The sequence below is a fragment of the Chromobacterium violaceum ATCC 12472 genome (genome assembly GCF_000007705.1).
Classification (GTDB): domain Bacteria; phylum Pseudomonadota; class Gammaproteobacteria; order Burkholderiales; family Chromobacteriaceae; genus Chromobacterium; species Chromobacterium violaceum.
This window is the reverse complement of record NC_005085.1, coordinates 853846-872188: the sequence shown is the minus strand read 5'-3', so window position 1 is coordinate 872188 and position 18343 is coordinate 853846. Positions and strand designations below refer to the sequence as shown.

Annotated in this window: 15 protein-coding genes; 10 read left to right on the top strand and 5 right to left on the bottom strand. The window is 63.4% G+C overall.

Annotation, left to right across the window (positions count from 1 at the left end; translation table 11 throughout):
• Positions 1 to 40: 40 nt before the first annotated feature.
• Positions 41 to 223, bottom strand: coding sequence for a hypothetical protein (locus CV_RS23325; protein WP_147296164.1), 183 nt, complete (start codon positions 221 to 223; stop codon positions 41 to 43).
• 256 nt (positions 224 to 479) lie between these two features.
• On the bottom strand, positions 480 to 1430 hold the full coding sequence (locus CV_RS04115) for a LysR family transcriptional regulator (protein ID WP_011134394.1): 951 nt from the start codon (positions 1428 to 1430) through the stop codon (positions 480 to 482).
• Positions 1431 to 2318: 888 nt separating this feature from the next.
• Here CV_RS04115 and CV_RS23320 point away from each other — a divergent pair.
• Both CV_RS23320 and CV_RS04105 read left to right on the top strand, forming a co-directional pair.
• Positions 2319 to 3065 (top strand): hypothetical protein, encoded by a 747-nt coding sequence (locus tag CV_RS23320; RefSeq protein ID WP_147296165.1) that lies wholly within the window; start codon positions 2319 to 2321, stop codon positions 3063 to 3065.
• Between the two features lie 125 nt (positions 3066 to 3190).
• Positions 3191 to 6577, top strand: a complete 3387-nt coding sequence (locus CV_RS04105) for an autotransporter outer membrane beta-barrel domain-containing protein (RefSeq protein ID WP_011134392.1) — start codon at positions 3191 to 3193, stop codon at positions 6575 to 6577.
• Positions 6578 to 6843: 266 nt separating this feature from the next.
• Here the strand turns inward: CV_RS04105 and lpxO are convergent, their stop codons facing one another.
• The 3 genes from lpxO to CV_RS04090 all read right to left on the bottom strand — a co-directional run bounded on the left by lpxO (position 6844) and on the right by CV_RS04090 (position 11076).
• Complete coding sequence (gene lpxO / locus CV_RS04100; protein WP_011134391.1) at positions 6844 to 7764, bottom strand: lipid A hydroxylase LpxO; 921 nt, start codon at positions 7762 to 7764, stop codon at positions 6844 to 6846.
• A gap of 122 nt (positions 7765 to 7886) precedes the next feature.
• Entirely contained in the window at positions 7887 to 8621 is a 735-nt protein-coding gene (locus CV_RS04095) for a metallophosphoesterase (protein WP_011134390.1), read from the bottom strand.
• A 115-nt stretch (positions 8622 to 8736) separates the two neighbouring features.
• The gene (locus CV_RS04090) at positions 8737 to 11076 is read right to left on the bottom strand and encodes a penicillin-binding protein 1A (protein ID WP_227590070.1); all 2340 of its coding nucleotides are present in this window, start codon (positions 11074 to 11076) and stop codon (positions 8737 to 8739) included.
• 139 nt (positions 11077 to 11215) lie between these two features.
• Here CV_RS04090 and CV_RS04085 point away from each other — a divergent pair, with 139 nt between their 5' ends.
• The 8 genes from CV_RS04085 (at position 11216) to CV_RS04050 (ending at position 18297) form a co-directional block, all read left to right on the top strand.
• Complete coding sequence (locus tag CV_RS04085; protein ID WP_011134388.1) at positions 11216 to 12328, top strand: pilus assembly protein PilM; 1113 nt, start codon at positions 11216 to 11218, stop codon at positions 12326 to 12328.
• Positions 12329 to 12904 (top strand): PilN domain-containing protein, encoded by a 576-nt coding sequence (locus CV_RS04080; RefSeq protein WP_011134387.1) that lies wholly within the window; start codon positions 12329 to 12331, stop codon positions 12902 to 12904.
• Complete coding sequence (locus CV_RS04075; protein ID WP_043595468.1) at positions 12901 to 13506, top strand: type 4a pilus biogenesis protein PilO; 606 nt, start codon at positions 12901 to 12903, stop codon at positions 13504 to 13506. The genes CV_RS04080 and CV_RS04075 overlap by 4 nt, the downstream gene beginning before the upstream one ends.
• 14 nt (positions 13507 to 13520) lie before the next feature.
• Positions 13521 to 14039 carry a pilus assembly protein PilP gene (locus CV_RS04070; RefSeq protein ID WP_011134385.1) on the top strand — a complete coding sequence of 173 codons (519 nt, stop codon included), beginning with the start codon at positions 13521 to 13523 and terminating at the stop codon, positions 14037 to 14039.
• The gene (pilQ, locus tag CV_RS04065; protein ID WP_011134384.1) at positions 14036 to 16129 is read left to right on the top strand and encodes a type IV pilus secretin PilQ; all 2094 of its coding nucleotides are present in this window, start codon (positions 14036 to 14038) and stop codon (positions 16127 to 16129) included. Before CV_RS04070 ends, pilQ begins: the two co-directional genes overlap by 4 nt.
• Before the next feature lie 34 nt (positions 16130 to 16163).
• Positions 16164 to 16718 (top strand): shikimate kinase AroK, encoded by a 555-nt coding sequence (aroK, locus tag CV_RS04060; RefSeq protein WP_011134383.1) that lies wholly within the window; start codon positions 16164 to 16166, stop codon positions 16716 to 16718.
• Positions 16718 to 17797 (top strand): 3-dehydroquinate synthase, encoded by a 1080-nt coding sequence (gene aroB / locus CV_RS04055; protein WP_011134382.1) that lies wholly within the window; start codon positions 16718 to 16720, stop codon positions 17795 to 17797. Before aroK ends, aroB begins: the two co-directional genes overlap by 1 nt.
• A gap of 119 nt (positions 17798 to 17916) precedes the next feature.
• Positions 17917 to 18297, top strand: a complete 381-nt coding sequence (locus tag CV_RS04050) for a type IV pilus assembly protein FimV (protein WP_165691385.1) — start codon at positions 17917 to 17919, stop codon at positions 18295 to 18297.
• Positions 18298 to 18343 lie beyond the last annotated feature (46 nt).

The following is an 18343-nucleotide window of genomic DNA, read 5'->3' as shown; positions in this document are numbered from 1 at the left end:
GCATTTGTTTTATCTAGTAAATTTTCACCATCACGCGATTTCAGCCTAGTTGAGACATCGCCTCCCCCACGTTGCGCCAGATCAAGGGTTTCGCCTGCCCGCGCGCGCGAACTAATAAATAACCAACGCTTTGAAATGCATCGGAAGATTTCTGCCATTCCACGCCATGCGCGCCAGGCAGGATGAGCTGGCCGCCGGCCAGATCTTGCTCCAGAAGCGACATGAAAAAACCGCGCCCATCAACGCGGTTTGCTTTTTCCGCTGCGAGGCTATGCTCGGCGCCACGCGGTCCAGGATCTGCCGCTTCAGCCGGTATTGGAGGCGGCGGCGCCGCGCCTTGATCGTCCTGCCCAAGAGGCTGGCTGCGGGTTGCAGCGCGCCGACACACTCGCCGGCCTCGTTCGCTCGCCCGCCAGCGCGCGGCTGACAGCGCGGTCACGGCCGGTGGGGCGCGACGCGAAAAGAATGGCAGGGAAATGTCAGACGCCGCATCTAAGCAACTGCGACTTCGGCAGCCGCTCCACCCCCGGATGCAAGACGATGCCGGGCAGGACTTCGTCCAAAACCTGCAGAAAGGTAAAGGCCGCGGGAGACAAGGGCACGCCGTGGCGCGTAAAGATATAGACTTCCCGCTTGATGGCCGGCTCATCAATCAAGCGGTATGGCAAGGCTTGCGCAAAGGGGTGCGACGCCGCCAACGCAGAAAGCACGCAGGCGCCGATGCCCGCGCGGATCAAGCAGACCTGGGTATCCAGATTGGTGACGACCACCCTGCTGTTCACATGCTGCCAAAGCTCCGGCTGAGCGGCGCCCAACGCCGACATGATGCTGGAGTCGTCATCAGCTTGCAGCAGCGGCAGTTCTCGCAATCTCTCTGCCGTCAATGGACCTTCCGGCAGCAGATAGTCCGGCGGAAACATGACACCCAATCGAGCCGTAAGCAACAGGCGCTTGTCCAGCGTCCTGCCGACCGAGTTGACGCAAGAAGCGATCCCCAAGTCCACTTCCCCCGATGTGATGCGACGCAGCACCCCGCCGCTGGTGTCATCCACCAGCCGCACATGTATGCCCGGAAAATCCTTCCTCAACCGTTTGAACACCTCCGGCAAAACGCAGGAGGCGAAAGCCATGCCGCAAGCGACTTGCACGCTGCCGCTGCTGCCTGCCGACTGCTCGCTGAGGTCGGACAGCGTCAGCTCGAAATCATTGAGCAGGCGATGCGCATTGGGCAGGAAAGCATTGCCATGCGCGGTCAGCACCACTTTGCGTGTCGTCCGCTCAAACAAGGATAGGCCGACAGCCTGTTCCAGCTCGCGAATGGTTTTGGTCAGCGTGGACTGAGTCAGGCACAGATTCTTTGCCGCAATGGTGAAGCTCTCTACCTGGGCAACAGCCACGAAAGCCCGCAGGTGGCGTAGGGATACGGTCATGAGCCAAAGCTAAATTGATTGATGTTGTTAATTCATTTTATACAATTTAAGTTGAAATGGAAGTCCATCCGGAGCTAGATGCTTTGAATGATTGACCAGATCAAGCAGGTTTGCAGATGAAATCTGGCAAGAAATCCGGTCTTGGCTGGCAAGCGTTCGATAAAATATTGCCACAACAAAAATACAAAAAGCATATAAAGCCAAAAATACGCAAACCCTGCGCGCAGTGCCGTATCCGCCGCGCGGGCGCTTGCGAGTACTTGAGCAGCGTCCCATGGGCGTCGGCCTCAACTGCATAGCGCGACGCATCCTGTTCTGGATGGCTGGGAACGAGAAAGCGCCTGAAAAACGATTTCTCAATCCAATGTCATGCAGCGTGGGAAGCCCTCCCCGAATTCCTCTCCCCTCATGCGATGCCACGCAGCGCGCGCCCTGGCGTCGTCCACCAGCCGCGCGGCGTGCCCCCTCCCGGCGGCGCGCAAGGAGACGAAAGCCATGCCTCAGGCAGCTGGCATGCCGTCACTGCCGCTGGCCAGCTGCTCGCTCAAACCGGGCCGCGGCGGCTCGAAGCCATTGCATGGCGACGATGGCATCGCCCTTCGCGCCAGCCCCTTTGCATGTCGCGCGCGGGTTCCTCCCGCCTAGCACCCGTTCCGACTGGCGGCCCCGTGCGGACCGGGTCAGGCGCCGATGCCGCGCCACGGCATCGCCACGGCATCCATTCACTCGCTGCGCAATGGCCGCGCGCGCACCGAGCGCCAAGGATGGATTCATGGAAAAATCGACTTAATCCATTCTATTAATTCATTTTACATTGAATGATATAAAGACGAGAATTACCCAGCAACTTCAGCAACTTAGTCATTGATGGATCGGGTAACTTCGTAGATGAAACTGGGCGGTACAGAGGACTTATCGAGGGCGAACCTGACAAGATCGGGTGGCGAAAAGGAACGGCCTTCGGTATTGCGGCAGGCGGAAGTCGCCATTCCCACCGATCGCGCCCCTTGGTTTGGCAAGCCGCGCGGCATGCCGCCGGCGCCATGTTTGCCTCCACGGCCCCTTTTGCGGTTTCTGCGCGCTTCGTCCGGTTTCCATGAACACACGGCGCAGTTCCAGCGCGGGCTGAGCTTGCCGCTGGGAATCGCCGCGCTGGCTCGGGCAGAAAGACCGGGCGGCCAAAAGCCGGCCGGCAAGCGCGGCTGCGAAACCACGCATCGCCCGGGACTGGCAAAAATCAGCGGAACGATCGATATCTTGCCGCAATGGCCTTGGGTGAATAGCCCCAAACGACTCCTCGCCGGCAACAACGAAGACGCCGTGGCCCGCGGGCGCGGCTGCCAGCGCCTGGGCCGCCCGATCTATTCCCGGCCTGGTGAGGATAACGATTCCGTAGCGCAGGCCGGCAATGGCTTCTATCCGGATTGCCCCATCCTCAACATTCTATCAAGAGACGATCCCTACTTCGGCAAGCCCAAAGCGAATCCGAGGCCAGCCGCTGGACACCTTCCGTCACGCCACACGTGCGGAGCGGGTGTTCCTGCCCGATGCGCCGCGCCCTCTCGACAACGAACCCGCGCACGCATTCACACCCATCGACTTCTCAGGAAGTCGTCGTCGAAAAAATTCTCATAACAAAAACAGACTCCCTCGAGGAGCTACGCCGCGGCATGCCGCGGCATTTCACAAGGGGAAGCTAACACCGTGGCCACGGCCATTTCGGGGTTTTCTTCACAATAAACAAAGAGATTCATCGGGACATGAAAACGTACCAACAAAAACAGGCTCCAGTAAAAGGACAGATCGCGCCTCCCCCACTGTTCAAAATCACCTCGCTGGCAGTGGCAGCTGCATTCTGCGTACCGCAGCAGGCTCATGCGGCATGCTCCGGAAGCAGCACCGTCAGCTGTACCGGCAGCCTCAGCGGCAGCCTCAGTTACGGCAGCGGCACGAGCGAGATCGACCTCGTCAACGCCAACCTCAGCGGCACTGTCACCTGGAATAATCCGACCGGGCCCAGCGTCATCACGATCAGCGGCAGTACCCTGTCGACCAATACCGGCCAAGCCTTCTCCGTGAACAACGCCAATGGCGCGCTTAGCATGAGTCTCGACGCGGCGAGTCAGATCACCAGCCCGAACAGCGGATCGGGCGCGGTTTCGCTCACGACCAGCACCAGCAATACCGGGGATATCCTGCTCAACAGCGCCGCCAGCGTCAGCGGCAAGGGCGGCCTGCTGACGTGGAACAACGGAAGCGGCTCCATCACGATGAGCAATAGCGGATCGGTTGTCAGCAACAACCAGTCCGGGCTGGGCGCCACGACTGCGGCGGGCGGCTCCATCAGCATCACCAACGCGTCCGGCGGACAGACTCAGGCCAGCAATGGAAACGCCATCGATACGCACAGCAATGGCGCATCCGGCGACACGGTGATCGTCAACAACGGCAGCGCGATATCCACAGGCAACGCCTCCGGCATCAACAGCACCAGCAATGGCGGCAATATCGCCATCCAGAACAACGGCCAGGTCGTGGCCGGCGGAACCGCGATCACGGCAAGCAATACCGGCGCGGGAAACATCACCATCAACAGCAGCGGCACGATCAATCAGGCCGGCACCGCCGCTGCCGCGATCGGCGTGAACAGCAACGGCGGGCAGGTCGGCATTGATACCCGCGCCGGATCGGTCAATGGCAGCATCTTCGTCACCGCCAACAATGGCGGCGTGCAGGCGACGGTGGGCAATATAGCCAGCAACAGCAACGCCGTAGTGGTGACCTACACGGGCAGCAATGCCAACGCGGGCGGGGTGTCGTTGAATACGGCAGCCGGCACCGATATCAGCACCTCATTTGCAGGCATCGCCGTTACCTCCCAGGGCAATAACGGCGGCATCAGCGTGACGACCAACGGCACGATCGGCGGCGCGCAAGCCGTCAGGAACGGCGTCATCGGCAGCATCACGGCCTCCGGCAACAATGCGAACGTGCAGATGCAGCTGAACAACACCGTCAACGCGGTGCGCACGGCCATCGCCGGCTCGACGGCGGGCAACGGGAACGTTGCCATCGTCAGCCAGGCCGCGTTGTCCAGCCAGCAAGGCCACGGCATCAGCGCAAGCTCGGCCGGCGGCAATGTCAGCGTGACCGCCAACGGCGCCGTCACCGGCGTCACCGCCATCCGCGGCAGCTCCGCCAGCGGCAACGTGGCGCTGACAGCCAATGCCAACACCACCGGCACCGGCGCTGTCGCCTTGAGCGGCAACCAGCTGTCCGGCGCGGCCTTGCAGGTCGCCAATGCGGTCCAGGCCACCGTGGACAATTACGCCAGCGCGACGACCCAGAGCGTTTCGGTTGCAGCGGTGGACGTGAATGCCGGCAGCGCCATCGTCAACAACCATGCCGGCGCCCTGCTGGCGGGCGCCGGCGATTTCGCCGTCAATGGCCGCAATGGGAACGTCACCGTCAACAACGACGGCACGATCACCGGCTACGTGACCTTGCAAGGCAGCGGCAATACCTTCAACAACAACTCTTCGCACTCCCTGGACCTGCGCAACTACGTCGCCGGCGTGCAAAACGTGGCCGTGGCGCAAATCAATGGCGTGTTCAACAACAACGCCGACGGCGTGCTGCGCGTGCTGGCGGTGAATGCGCCGCAAAGCGTCAATAACGCTGGCGCCTGGCAAACCGGCGGCAGCCAGCTGCCGGGCAATGGCGTGGTGCAAGGCCAGCTGACCGGCGTCAGCAACTTCAACAATAGCGGCACCATCACCCTGCAGAGCGCGGATATCGGCGCGGCGCAAGCCGTGGCGGGGAAACTGCTGGTCATCACCGGCGGCCAAACCGCAGGCGCCTCCGGCGGCGGCACCTACACCTCCAATGGCGGCCAGCTGCGTTTGGACGCGGTGCTGAACCAGGGCGGCGCGGCTAGCCTGAACGACATGCTGGTGGTAGACCGCACTGCGGTGGGCAGCGGCGGCGCCACCCGGGTGTCGGTGAACAATGTGGGGGGCCTGGGCGGCTACACCGGCAATGGCCCCAGCGACGGCATCGAGTTGATCAAGGTGCTGGATGCCGGCTACTCGGCGGCCAATGCGTTCTCCCTGGCGGCGCCGCTGGGGGCGGGGGCGTTCCAGTACAGCCTGCGTCAAGCGGATGGCCAGAACTGGTATCTGCAAACAACCGACCTGGTGCCGCTTGCCAAGATACAGGCCATGTTGCCGGTGGCGCTGAGCCAATACGGCCTGGACACGCTGGGCACGCTGTGGCAGCGCGTGGGAAGCCGCCGCTACCAGCCGCAGCAGCAGGAAGAAGCCGGCCGGCCGGCAGCGTGGGTCCGCGCCGGCGGCCACCGCGGCTACACGGAAGGCAGCATCGCCGGCAACGGCTTCAGCTACGCCTCCTCGTACCAGTTGAACGACGACTTCATCGAAATCGGCGCCGACCACCGTTTGTGGCAGAGCGGCAAGGGATCCTGGATCGGCAGCCTGTTCGGCAGCCATGGCAATGGCAGCATGAAGCTGCAAAATGGCGCGGATGGCCGCGCCGACCTCAGCAGCAACAGCCTGGGCTTGGCGGCGACCTGGTATGGCAATAACGGCTATTACCTGGACATGCTTGGCAAGTGGAGCCGCATCGGCACCCGGCTGGCGGCCACCGGCGTGAATGGCAGCCCCGATGGCCACAGCGCCTTATTCAGCCTGGAAACCGGCTATCAGCGCGCCATCAGCCGCGACTGGAGCGTGGTTCCCCAGCTGCAACTGGTCTGGCAGGACAACCGCCTGGATGGCTATACCGACTCCAACGGCGTCAAGCAGCAGGCTGACAATGACCGCAATCTGATGGGCCGTCTCGGCGTGGCCATGCGCTATGCCAAGCCTGAGGCGGAAGGACGCGGCTTCAACGGCTATGTCAAGGCCGACCTGCTGCATAGCTTCCAGAACAGCGGCTTGGTGACGTTCAGCGGCACGCCTCTGGCGTTCCAGTCGTCCAGAAACAGCATGGAGCTGGGAGTGGGAGGAAACTGGAGCAATGCCAAGCGTACCGTGGATACATACGTGGAATTGAACTACCGCCACGCGCTGGGCGGCAACGCCGGCTACACCGCGGGCGGCATGCTCGGCGCGCGCTACCACTGGTAATCTAGAACCTCGACAAAACCGTAGCCTGCAAACCGGGTCTTGGCCTGGAGTGAAGCGAAGCCTGGATTTTGTCGATGCCCTGACGGCTGCTTTCAGACTTGAAAGCAGCCTTTTTCATTTCAAGCCCGGCCTATTTCCATCCAAGGATGCATAAAGCCAGGGCCAGCGGCCAAGCTCCCCCATGCGACGCCAGCCCTCAGCCGGCAACCGGCATGAAAAAACCGCGCCAGTAAGCGCGGTTTGCGTTTTTCACTGCGAGGCTATGCTCAGCGCCACGCGCCCCAGAACAACCACAGCACGATGGGGCCGCCCAGGATCAGCCACTTCAGCAGGTAATAGACGAAACGGCTTTGCGCCTTGATCTTCTTGCCCAGCAATCGCACCTGCTGGATGTAGCGGAAGGCGCGATTCAGCGCGCCGACGCGGTCGCCGGCCTCGTTCGGCGAATTGGCCGCGCCCACCAGCACCCGGCTGACGATGCGGTTGACCACCCGCGCCGGCCAGAACCACATCGGCCGCTCCACGTCGCAGAACAGGATGATGCGGTTTTGGTCGGTGGTGTTCTCCGCGTAGTGCAGGTAGGTTTCGTCGAAGATCACCGCCTCGCCGTCGCGCCAGCTGTACTGCTGGCCGTCCACGTCGATATAGCAGCGGTCGTCGTTGGGCGTGATCAGGCCCAGGTGGTAGCGCACCGATCCGGCGAACGGGTCGCGGTGGCGCACCAGGCGGCTGCCGGGCGGCAGCGCGGTGAACATCGCCGCCTTGATGTTGGGAAACTGCTTCAACAGCTCGGTGGTGTACGGGCACAACGCCTGGGCGGACGGGTGGTCCTGGCCGTACCACTTCAGGTAGAAGCGCTTCCAGCCGGTCTTGAAGAAGGAATTGAAGCCCAGATCGTCGTACTTGTCCGAGGCCTTGATGTTGCCGCGGTCGTACAGGGCCACCGCCTCTTCGCGGATCTTCTCCCAATTGGCGGTCAGCGCCTGCAGTTCGGGGAAGCGCTCCACCGGCAGATAGGGTTTGGGCGGCACCTTGGAAAACAGGTACATGAAACAGTTGATCGGGGCCATGATGGTGGAGTGGTCGCTCAACTGGCGCCAGAACCCCAGCCGCACGCGGCCGCGGAAGTGCACGTAAAGCGTGGACAGCACGAAAACGGCCACCACCAGGATCTTGAAATAAGGCATCGGCAACTCCAGACAATCAGACCGGTATTCTAAAACGACCAGACCGCCCGCGCAGGCTCATTCAGGTAAAAACTGGCCGCAAGGTACAAAAAATTGCCCTATCTTCCTGTTTTTGTACACTTTTAGACAAATACGGTTCGCACCAAATAGCCATCTCCGTCGAAGTCGAACAGCCGGTATCCATGCCGGTCGTCGATCTCGATGTCGCACGCATCCCGCCTCCACTGGAAGCAGGTGGCCGGCCCCACTTCCAGCATCTTGCCGCGGTAAGCGATGCTGTGCTCGCCATGCACGTGGCCGCAGATCGCCAGCTTCAGCGCGGCCGATGCCGCCGCGATCCGCCAGAACGGCGAGGCCGGCGCCAGCATGCAGTCGTCCAGCAAGGGCGTGCCCACCGCCAGCGGGTGGTGGTGCAGCACCACGGCGGCCGGCCCGTCGCCCGCCTCATCCAGCAATCGGCGCAATCGGTCCAGCCCGGCATCGGATAGCCGGCCGCCATCCTGCCCCGCCACGCAGCTGTCGACGCCGATAAAGGTCCAGCCGCCCAGCGCCAGTGTCTCCAGCGGCCGCAGGAAGGCGTAGCCGGCGAACACCCGCGTCATCGCCGCGCGGTCGTCGTGGTTGCCGGCGATCCAGTGCACCGGCACGCCCAGCGCGGCCAGCGCTTCCGCCGCCAAATGGTACGACGCCTCCGATTCGTCCTGCGACACGTCGCCGGTCAGCAAGACGGCCTCCACGCCCTCCACCGTCCGCAGCGCAGCCAGCACCCCGTCCAGCGCGGCGTGGGTATCGCGTCCCAGCAAGCGGCCTTGCCTGTCCGCGAACAAGTGCAGGTCGGTCAATTGCGCGATTCTCATCTTCTGCCCCGCTTTCATGTCGAAGTCATCGATTATCGCCCAGGCGGCGCGCCGGCACAGCCATAAAAAAACCGGCGGGTCAGCCCGCCGGTTGTTCGCGCCCGCAGAGGGGGGATCAGAACAGCTGATCCTTGACGTTCTCCACCGCGTCCTGGGCGGCGGGCTTGCCGCTGTCGGTATCCGCCTGCGGCGCGCTGGCGTCGCCCTCGCCGCCCGGCACCGTGCCCTGGTTGTCGATGCGCAGTTCCGGATTGGTCTTCTGGAATTCTTCGTAGTAGTACTCGTCGCCGCCGCGCTGGCCGGCGCCCGGTTTCACCACGATGCCCTGCGGCACCGGCAGCTCCACTTCTGGCTGCCCCTTCAAGGCGTTGCCCATGTAGTTGATCCAGATCGGCAGCGCCGCGGTGCCGCCGTAGCCGTAGCGGCCCAACGAGCGCGGCTGGTCGAAGCCCACCCAGGTGGCGGCCACCAGGTTGGGGTTGAAGCCGACGAACCAGGCATCCTTCCAGTCCGAGGTGGTGCCGGTCTTGCCGGCCAGGTCGGTGCGGCCCAGGCTCATCGCGCGGAAGCCGGTGCCGTAGCGGACCACGTCGCCCAACATCGAACGCATGATGAAGGCGTTGCGCGGGTCGATCGCCTGCTGGGCGTTCTGGCCGGCCACGGTGGGCACGGTCTTGGCCAGCACGCGGCCGGACTGGTCCTCGATGCGGTCAATGAAGAAGGCCTTGGTGCGGTAGCCGCCGTTGGCGAACACCGAGTAGCCCTCCACCATCTGCAGCGGCGTGACCGAGCCCGCGCCCAGCGCCATCGGCAGATAGGCGGGGTGCTGCTTGGCGGAGAAGCCAAAACGCTGGATGTACTGCTGGGCGTAATCGGTGCCCACCGCCATCAGCACGCGCACCGACACCAGGTTCTTGGACCGGGTCAGGCCCTGGCGCAGGGTGATCATGCCGGAGAACTTGCCGTCGTCGTTCTTCGGCGTCCACAGCTGGCCGTTGACGCCGGGCACCGACAGCGGCGCGTCGTTGATCAGCGTGGACGGCGTGATGCCGCGCTCGATGCCCGACGAATAGATGAAGGGCTTGAACGAGGAGCCCGGCTGGCGCCAGGCCTGGGTCACGTGGTTGAAGCTGCGGCGGTTGAAGTCGAAGCCGCCGATCAGCGACTTGATCGCGCCGGTGCGGGTGTCCAGCGACACGAAGGCGCCCTCCACTTCCGGCATCTCCACGATCTCCCAGTAGCCCTTGGGATTGGCCTGCACGCGGATCACCGCGCCGCGGCGGATCTGCAGCTGGGCCGAGGCCTTGCTGCTCAGCGCGCGGCGCGCGAAATCGAGGCCCGCGCCCTTGATGGACGCGATCTTGCCGCCGCGCATATAGGCGCGCACCTCGGATGGGCTGGCCGACAGCACGATGGCCGGCAGCATGTCGCCGCTGTCGCGCAGATCGCCCATCGCCTCGTCCAATGCCTCGGTGGCGTCCTCGCCGTCACCGCCGGGCAGGTCGAGGAAGCTTTCCGGGCCGCGGTAGCCGGTCTTGCGGTCGTAGTCGATCAGGCCGGCGCGCAGCGCGTCGTACGCCCATTTCTGGTGGCGGCTGTCCACCGTGGTGTAGACCTTGAAGCCCTCGGTGTAAGCGGCTTCCTTGTAACGCTCGTACATCGCCTGGCGTACCATTTCCGCAACATACTGGCCGGGTTGGCTGGTTTCGGCCGCCTGGCCGGCCAGGTGCAGCGGCTCGTTCAGCGCTTGCTCGTACTGGTCCTGGGTGATGAAGTTCAGCTCGCGCATGCGGCGCAGCACGTATTGCTGGCGCAGCTTGGCGCGGTCGGGATTGACGATGGGGTTGTACGCCGATGGCGCCTTGGGCAGGCCGGCCAGCATCGCCATCTGGGCGGGACTCAGATCGTTAAGCGACTTGCCATAGTAGGTCTGCGCGGCGGCGGCGAAGCCATAGGCGCGCTGACCCAGGTAGATCTGGTTGAAATACAGCTCCAGGATCTGGTCCTTGCTCAGCGTGTGCTCGATCTTGAACGCCAGCAGCGCCTCGTTGAACTTGCGGGTGAAGGTTTTCTCGCTGGACAGGAAGAAGTTCTTCGCCACCTGCATGGTGATGGTGCTGGCGCCGGAACGCGCGTGTCCGGACACCAGGTTGCCGACGGCGGCGCGCATGATGCCGAGATAGTCGATGCCGCTGTGCTGGTAGAAGCGTTCATCCTCGGCGGCGAGCACCGCCTGCTTCATCAACTGCGGCACTTCATGGATGCGGGAAAACGAACGCCGCTCTTCGCCGAACTCGCCCAACAGCTGGTTGTCGGCGGAGTAGACGCGGAGCGGAATTTTCGGACGGTAATCCGTGATTACATCAAGGCTTTGCAGGCGCGGGTAGGTTATGATGATTGCAATCGCGGCGGCACCCGCAAGCAACACCACGCCACCTAGGAATACGCCTGCCAAGATAGCAAGAAATCGTCTGAGCATATTTACGATGGGCTTTCACTGGAAACCGGATTATAACGTCTTGTGAAAGCCAACAAGACAAACAATGGCGGCAACAGTTCGAATTTCTGTTGCATGAGACCGGATCGAGGCGCGGATGCTAGTCGATAAATTGAGGCTCGGGCGCTCCTTGCTCGAACAACTGGGGCTGGGGAAATCCCATAATTCGCCGCTGCTGGGACTGGACATCAGCAGCACCGCAATCAAGCTGGTAGAACTCTCGCGAAACGGCCGCAACATCCAGGTTGAGCGGTACGTGATCGAGCCGCTGCCCAAGGATGCGGTCAACGACGGCAACCTGGTCGACATCGAAGGCATCGCCGAGGCGCTGCGCCGCGGCTGGAAACGGCTGGGCAGTCCGATACGCAGCGTCGCCATCGCCATCCCCACGCCGATGGCCATCTACAAGAAGCTGCTGGTGCCGGCCAGCCAGACCGAGGACATGGACGAGCTGATCGAGTCCGAGGCCAACCAGATCATTCCCTTTCCGCTCGACGAGGTGAACCTCGACCACCAGGTGCTGGGCCCGTCGCCGTCCAGCATGGACGACCTGGAAGTGCTGCTGTGCGCCGCGCGCAAGGAAAAAGTGGAGGAGCGGGTGGCAGTGGTGGAGATGGCCGGCCTGCGCGCGCACGTGGTGGACGTGGAATCGTTCGCGATGATGACCGCTTTCGAGCAGATCCAGCAGCAGCTGCCGGAAGAAGGCATGAACCAGACCTTCGCCCTGTTCGATATCGGCGCCACCCGCATCCACTGCAACATCATCCGCAACAACCAGCAGATCTACTACCGCGAGCAGATGTTCGGCGGACACCAGCTGACCCGCGACGTCCAGCGCCGCTACAACGTCAGCTTCGAGGAGGCGGAAAGCGGCAAACGCAGCATGGCGCTGCCGGACGGCTACGAATCCGAGCTGATGCACCCGTTCATCGATTCGCTGGCCCAGGAAATCCAGCGCGCGCTGCAGTTCTTCTACACCACGGTCAGCGTGTCGCAGTACCTGCGCGTCGACTACATCCTGCTGGCCGGCGGCTGCAGCATGCTGCCCGGACTGGACGACGCAGTGGCCGGACGCTCTCAGATCAGCACCATGATCGCCAACCCGTTCACCACCCTGGTGCAGGCGCCCGGCATCCGGCTGAAGGAGCTGTTGATGGACGCGCCATCGCTGCTGATCGCCTGCGGCCTGGCGCTCAGGAGGTTCGACTGAATGATACGGATCAACCTCCTTCCCCACCGAGAGCAGAAAAAGGCAGCCCATCGGCTGCGCTTCCAACTGATGCTGGGCGCCACCGTGCTCGCTTCGCTGCTGCTGCTGACCATAGGCTATCTGACGCTGCAGCACCAGATAGCCGGCCAGGAAGCGCGCAACCTCTTTCTGCAAAAGGAAATCGGCAAGCTGGACCGGCAGATTAAGGACATCGGCAAGCTGAAGAAACAACGCGACGACCTGCTGGCGCGCAAGCAGCTGGTAGAGCGGCTGCAGGAAGGCCGCAACTCCGCGGTGCACCTGTTCGACCAACTCGTGCGCCAGACGCCGGACGGCGTCTACCTGAAAAGCTTCAAACAGACCGGCAACCAGGTGACGCTGACCGGCTACGCCCAATCGGGAGCAAGGGTCTCCAGCTATATGCGCCTGCTCGGCCAGTCCGAGACCTTCGACGCGCCGGTGCTGGTGGAAGTCAGCTCAAGCATCGTCAACAACCAGCGCGTCAGCGCGTTTACCCTTAATGCGGGCATAAGGCAAAGCCCGCCCGCCAACAAACCCGCCGGAGCCACGCCATGACGCTGGACGAACTGCGCGCGCTCGACCCCAAGGACATGCCCAACTGGCCGCTGCAGGCGCAGGGACTGATGATGTTTCTGCTGCTGCTGCTGGTGGTCGGGCTAGGCTATTTCTTCGTGCTGGGCGAACAGCTGGACAAGCTGAACCAGTCTCGCCAGCAGGAGGCCACGTTAAAGCAGACCTTCGTCGACAAGAAACGCCAGGCGGTGAACCTTGACGCGCTGGAGCAGCAGCTAAAGGAAATCGACGCCTCGTTCGGCGCCCTGCTCAAACAGCTGCCCACCAAGTCCGACATGGATACGCTGCTCACCGAGATCAACCAGGCCGGCATCGGCCGCGGCCTGCAGTTCGACCTGTTCAAGCCCGGCGGCGAAACCCGCACCGCGGAAATGGCCGAAGTGCCGATCACCCTCCGCCTGACAGGCACGTATAACGATCTGGCAGCCTTCGTCAACGACGTGGCCCAGCTGTCCCGCATTGTCACCATCGGCGAGATCAGCCTCACCCCGACCAGCGGCAACCGGCTCACCATGGACGCCACCGCACGCACCTACCGCGCGCTCGAACCCGGCGAGCGGATGAGCGTGCAGGCGCAAAAGTGAGGGAGGCGCGCGCGATGAGAACCATAGCGATCTGCCTGCTGCCCCTGCTTTTGAGCGCCTGCGGCGACAACAGCAGCGAAGACCTGAAACAATGGATGGCCAACAGCAGCCTGGGCTTGCGCGGCCAGATCGAACCCTTGCCGCAAGTGCAAACCTACAAGCCGTTCAACTACCAGGCCTACGATCTGACCGACCCGTTCAATCCGCAGAAACTGCAGGCCGGCAAGCAGCAGAACGCGGCCAACGCGCCGGACCTGAAGCGCCCGCGCGAGGCGCTGGAGAATTACGATCTGGACAAGCTGGCGATGGTGGGCACGATACGGCGCGGCGGCGCTGTCTACGCGCTGATCCGCACGCCGGAGGGGGCGGTCTACCGGGTGCAGCCGGGCAATTACCTGGGCCTCAACTTCGGCAAGATCACCTCGATCAGCGATGCGGAGGTGCAGCTTGCCGAAACCGTCGAAGACCTGAATGGAGAGTGGGTGCAGCGCAGCAGCGGCCTGCATCTGGAAGAACAAGGGCAGAACAAATGAAAAGACTCGGCATCGCATTGTGGACAGGCCTGGCCTTGTGCCTGAGCGGGGGACTCGCCGCCGCCGCGCCGGCCATCACCGCGCTGGACGCGGGCAAGGTGGACGGCAACCGGCAGACGCTGCAGATCACCTTCGACGGCCCCGCGGTCAAGCCCAACAGCTTCGCCCTGTCCAATCCGCCCCGCATCGCGCTGGATTTCGCCAACACCGGGGTCAAGATGGCCAAGCCTTCGCTCAATGTCGACAGCCCGCTGCTGCGTTCGGCCGTCGCGGTGGAGGCCAGCGGCCGCTCGCGGCTGGTGCTGAGCCTGGCCCGCAACGCCAGCTATCGCAGCGAGGTCAGCGGCAACCGCCTGCTGCTGACGCTGGACGGCTCGATGTCGACCGAACAGGCCGCCACGCCGCAGGAGCTGGTGCCGACGTCCCGCGCCGACGCGCAGGCGCAGATCGCCGCAAAAGGCGCGGCCGGCCTGGACTTCCGCCGCGGCCGCAATGGCGAGGGCCGGGTCGAGCTGGCGCTCCCCAGCGCCAACACGCCGGTGGACATCCGCCGAGACGGCGCCAACCTGGTGGTGGACATCGCCGGCGCCTCGCTGCCGCCCCAATTGGTGCGCCGCGTCGACGTCACCGACTTCGGCACCCCGGTGGCCAAGGTGGATGCCGCCAACCTGGGCGGCAACATCCGCGTCACGGTGATTCCGCAGGGCGACTGGGAATACTCGTCATACCAGACCGACGGCAAGCTGGTGGTGGAAGTGCGCCGACCGGCGCTCGAAACGGCTGGCGGCGCGGCCGGCAAGCCCCAGTACAAGGGCGACAAGCTGTCGCTGAATTTCCAGAACATCGAAGTCCGCACCGTGCTGCAGGTGATCGCCGAATTCACCGGCCTCAACGTCGTCACCAGCGACTCCGTCACCGGCAACATCACGCTCAGGCTGAAGGACGTGCCCTGGGACCAGGCGCTTGACCTGATCCTGCAGAGCAAGGGACTGGACCAGCGCCGCAACGGCAACATCATCCAGATCGCGCCGCGCGACGAACTGCTGGCGCGCGACAAGCAGGTGCAGGAGGCGCGGCAACAGCTGGCGACGCTGGAGCCGCTGCGCTCGGAAACCTTCGTGCTGCGCTACCGCTCGGCCGAGGACTTCAAGAAGGTGCTGGATGGCGACAACAACTCTGGCAAGAAGGAGAGCCTGCTGTCCGAACGCGGCAGCGTGCTGATCGACCCCAAGACCAACACGCTGATCGTCAACGACATCGGCACGGCGATAGACAAGATCCGCGACGTCATCACCAAGACCGACATCCCCGTGAAGCAGGTGTTGATCGAGGCCCGCATCGTCGAGGCCACCGACAACTGGGAACGCGATCTGGGCATCAAGCTCACCTACGACAGAATGGACCCCAAGGGCATCATTTCCGGCAACCCGCTCGGCACCAACGTCAACAACGTCACCAACCTGAACAACAACCAACCCTACGTGATCCAGACCACGCCCGCCGGCGTCAACCTGCCTATCGCCACCCCGTACGGCACGTTGTCCGCGCTGTACAACGTCGGCCACTCGGTGATCCTGGGACTGGAGCTGCAGGCGATGCAGGCCGAGGACAAGGGCCGCATCATTTCCAGCCCGCGGGTGATGACCGCCGACCGCCAGGAAGCCTCCATCGAGCAGGGCACGGAAATCCCCTACCAGGAGGCCAGCTCCAGCGGCGCGACCTCGGTGTCGTTCAAGAAGGCGGTGCTCCGCCTCAACGTCAAGCCGCAGATCACGCCGGACAACCACGTGATCATGGACATCACCGTCAACAAGGATTCAGCCAACTTCGAGAAAACCGTCAACGGCACGCCGTCGCTGTCGACCGAGAAGATCATCACCCAGGTGCTGGTGGAAAACGGCGGCACAGTAGTGCTGGGCGGCATCTACCAGCAACAGCTGAACGATGTGATCAACAAGGTGCCCTTCCTCGGCGACATCCCCTTGCTGGGCGCGCTGTTCCGCAGCTCGCAGAAGATCGACAAACGCAGCGAACTGCTGATTTTCATCACGCCCAAAGTGATCAACGACCTGGTCGCCGAGTCTCGCTAAGCGGCCAAGACAGATTCGTTAACGATCGGCTACAATGCCTGCCATGGAGAAACTGGCAGGCAACTTTTTTCTGGTCGGTCTGATGGGCGCGGGCAAGACCACGGTGGGCAGAGCGCTGGCGCGCCGCACCGGCAAAACGTTCTACGACTCCGACCAGGAGATCGAGGCGCGCACCGGCGTGCGCGTGGCCACCATCTTCGACATCGAAGGCGAAATGCGCTTCCGCAACCGCGAGGCCTGCGTGATCCGCGACCTGGCCCAGCAGCGCGACATCGTGCTCGCCACCGGCGGCGGCGCTGTGCTGCGCGAGGAAAACCGCAAGGTGCTGGCCAGCCACGGCACAGTGATCTACCTGCGCGCCTCGATAGACGACCTTCTGGCCCGCACCCAGCACGACAAGAACCGTCCGCTGCTGCAGATCGCCGACCCTCGCGCCAAACTGGAAAGCCTGTTCAACGAGCGCGATCCGTTTTACCGCGAAATCGCCGACATCATCATCGACACCACCCAGCAGAACGTCAATCTGCTGGTCGGCCGTCTGGTCGACCAGTTGTTGGACTCCCCGCACCATCCCAAGGAAACCGACTAGTGATCACCCTCGACCTGATCCTGCCCGACACCCGATACCCGATACACATTGGCCACGGACTTCTGGAACAGGTCGACCTGCTGCTACCCCACCTGCCGCTGCCCAAGGCGGCCATCGTCAGCAACGCCACCGTGGCCCCGCTGTACCTGCAGCGGCTGCAACAGGCGCTGGAAGCGCGCGGCGTGGCCTGCTCCAGCGTAGTGCTGCCCGACGGCGAGCAGCACAAGGACTGGCAGACGCTCAACCTGATCTTCGACGCGCTGCTGTCCGGCAACGCCGAGCGCAAGACCACGCTGATCGCGCTGGGCGGAGGCGTGATCGGCGACATGACCGGCTTCGCCGCCGCCTGCTACCAGCGCGGCGCGCCCTTCATCCAGATTCCCACCACGCTGCTCGCCCAGGTGGACTCCTCGGTCGGCGGCAAGACCGCGATCAACCACCCGCTGGGCAAGAACATGATAGGCGCCTTCTACCAGCCCAAAGCGGTGATCGCGGACATGGAGCTGCTCGCCACGCTGCCCGACCGCGAACTATCGGCCGGCTTGGCCGAGGTGATCAAATACGGCCTGCTCGGCGACGCCGGCTTCCTCGCCTGGCTGGAAGCCAATATGGCCAAGCTGCGCGCGCGCGACGGCGACGCGCTGCAGTACGCGGTGAAACGCAGCTGCGAAATGAAGGCCGCCATCGTCGCCGAGGACGAAAAGGAAAACGGCGTTCGCGCGCTCCTGAACCTGGGCCATACCTTCGGCCACGCCATCGAGGCGGGCATGGGCTACGGCGCCTGGCTGCACGGCGAAGCGGTGGCTGCCGGCATGGTTCTGGCCGCGGCGGCGTCCGCCGAGCTCGGCTGGATCGGCCGGGACGAGGCCGAACGCGTGCGTCGGCTGATCGCCGCCGCCGGACTGCCGGTCAAGGCGCCCTCCATGCCAACCGAACAATGGCTGAACCTGATGAGCCACGACAAGAAGGTGGAGGCGGGCACCGTGCGCTTCGTATTGTTGCGCGAGCTGGGCCAGGCCGTGATAAAGTCGGGGTTGGACACCGCCTTGCTGGACAAGATTCTGCGCGAAAACAGCTGATCTCCGGCTGTCCGGGTGGCCGGGCTACGGATTTATACGCATTGCCAAGCCACCCGCCTCGTCAGAATAATCAACAGACTAAATAAGATGTTGTTTCACACGAGGGGGGGAGAAATAGAATGGATGTCTTTACGGCACTGGCCAGCAGCCTGGCCCTGATGCTCGTCTATTATTCGTTGCGCCAGTTCTGGCGCCATATGCGTTACACCAAACCCGTCCAGCGCGGCATCGACCCAGTCGGAGAGGCCGAAGTCTTTCTGGCCTATGGCCGTACCCGCGAAGCCGTTCGCGTTCTGAAAGATTCCCTGAAGGACGATCCCGACAATCTGCACGCCAAAGTGGCCCTGCTGCGCGCCTACTCCAATGCCCGCGACAGCAAGGCCTATGTGTCGCTGGCGCGCGATGTCCATCCCCAGGTGCAAGGCCAGCCGGTCTGGCACACGATACGGGAAAACGGCCGCGAGCTGGCGCCGCAGGAACCGCTGTTCTCCAAACGTTGAGTGATTGAGCGCTCAGGCGCGATCGCCAACGAAACAAGGCTGCCCC

What these genes read in the sequence shown, in the direction of transcription:
- aroK (WP_011134383.1), top strand. Translation starts at nt 16,164, where the DNA reads ATGCCTGCCATGGAGAAACTGGCAGGCAACTTTTTTCTGGTCGGTCTG.
- CV_RS23325 (WP_147296164.1), bottom strand. Translation starts at nt 223, where the DNA reads ATGTCGCTTCTGGAGCAAGATCTGGCCGGCGGCCAGCTCATCCTGCCT.
- CV_RS04085 (WP_011134388.1), top strand. Translation starts at nt 11,216, where the DNA reads ATGCTAGTCGATAAATTGAGGCTCGGGCGCTCCTTGCTCGAACAACTG.
- pilQ (WP_011134384.1), top strand. Translation starts at nt 14,036, where the DNA reads ATGAAAAGACTCGGCATCGCATTGTGGACAGGCCTGGCCTTGTGCCTG.
- CV_RS04105 (WP_011134392.1), top strand. Translation starts at nt 3,191, where the DNA reads ATGAAAACGTACCAACAAAAACAGGCTCCAGTAAAAGGACAGATCGCG.
- CV_RS04070 (WP_011134385.1), top strand. Translation starts at nt 13,521, where the DNA reads ATGAGAACCATAGCGATCTGCCTGCTGCCCCTGCTTTTGAGCGCCTGC.
- CV_RS04075 (WP_043595468.1), top strand. Translation starts at nt 12,901, where the DNA reads ATGACGCTGGACGAACTGCGCGCGCTCGACCCCAAGGACATGCCCAAC.
- CV_RS04115 (WP_011134394.1), bottom strand. Translation starts at nt 1,430, where the DNA reads ATGACCGTATCCCTACGCCACCTGCGGGCTTTCGTGGCTGTTGCCCAG.
- CV_RS04050 (WP_165691385.1), top strand. Translation starts at nt 17,917, where the DNA reads ATGGATGTCTTTACGGCACTGGCCAGCAGCCTGGCCCTGATGCTCGTC.
- lpxO (WP_011134391.1), bottom strand. Translation starts at nt 7,764, where the DNA reads ATGCCTTATTTCAAGATCCTGGTGGTGGCCGTTTTCGTGCTGTCCACG.
- CV_RS04080 (WP_011134387.1), top strand. Translation starts at nt 12,329, where the DNA reads ATGATACGGATCAACCTCCTTCCCCACCGAGAGCAGAAAAAGGCAGCC.
- CV_RS23320 (WP_147296165.1), top strand. Translation starts at nt 2,319, where the DNA reads ATGAAACTGGGCGGTACAGAGGACTTATCGAGGGCGAACCTGACAAGA.
- CV_RS04095 (WP_011134390.1), bottom strand. Translation starts at nt 8,621, where the DNA reads ATGAGAATCGCGCAATTGACCGACCTGCACTTGTTCGCGGACAGGCAA.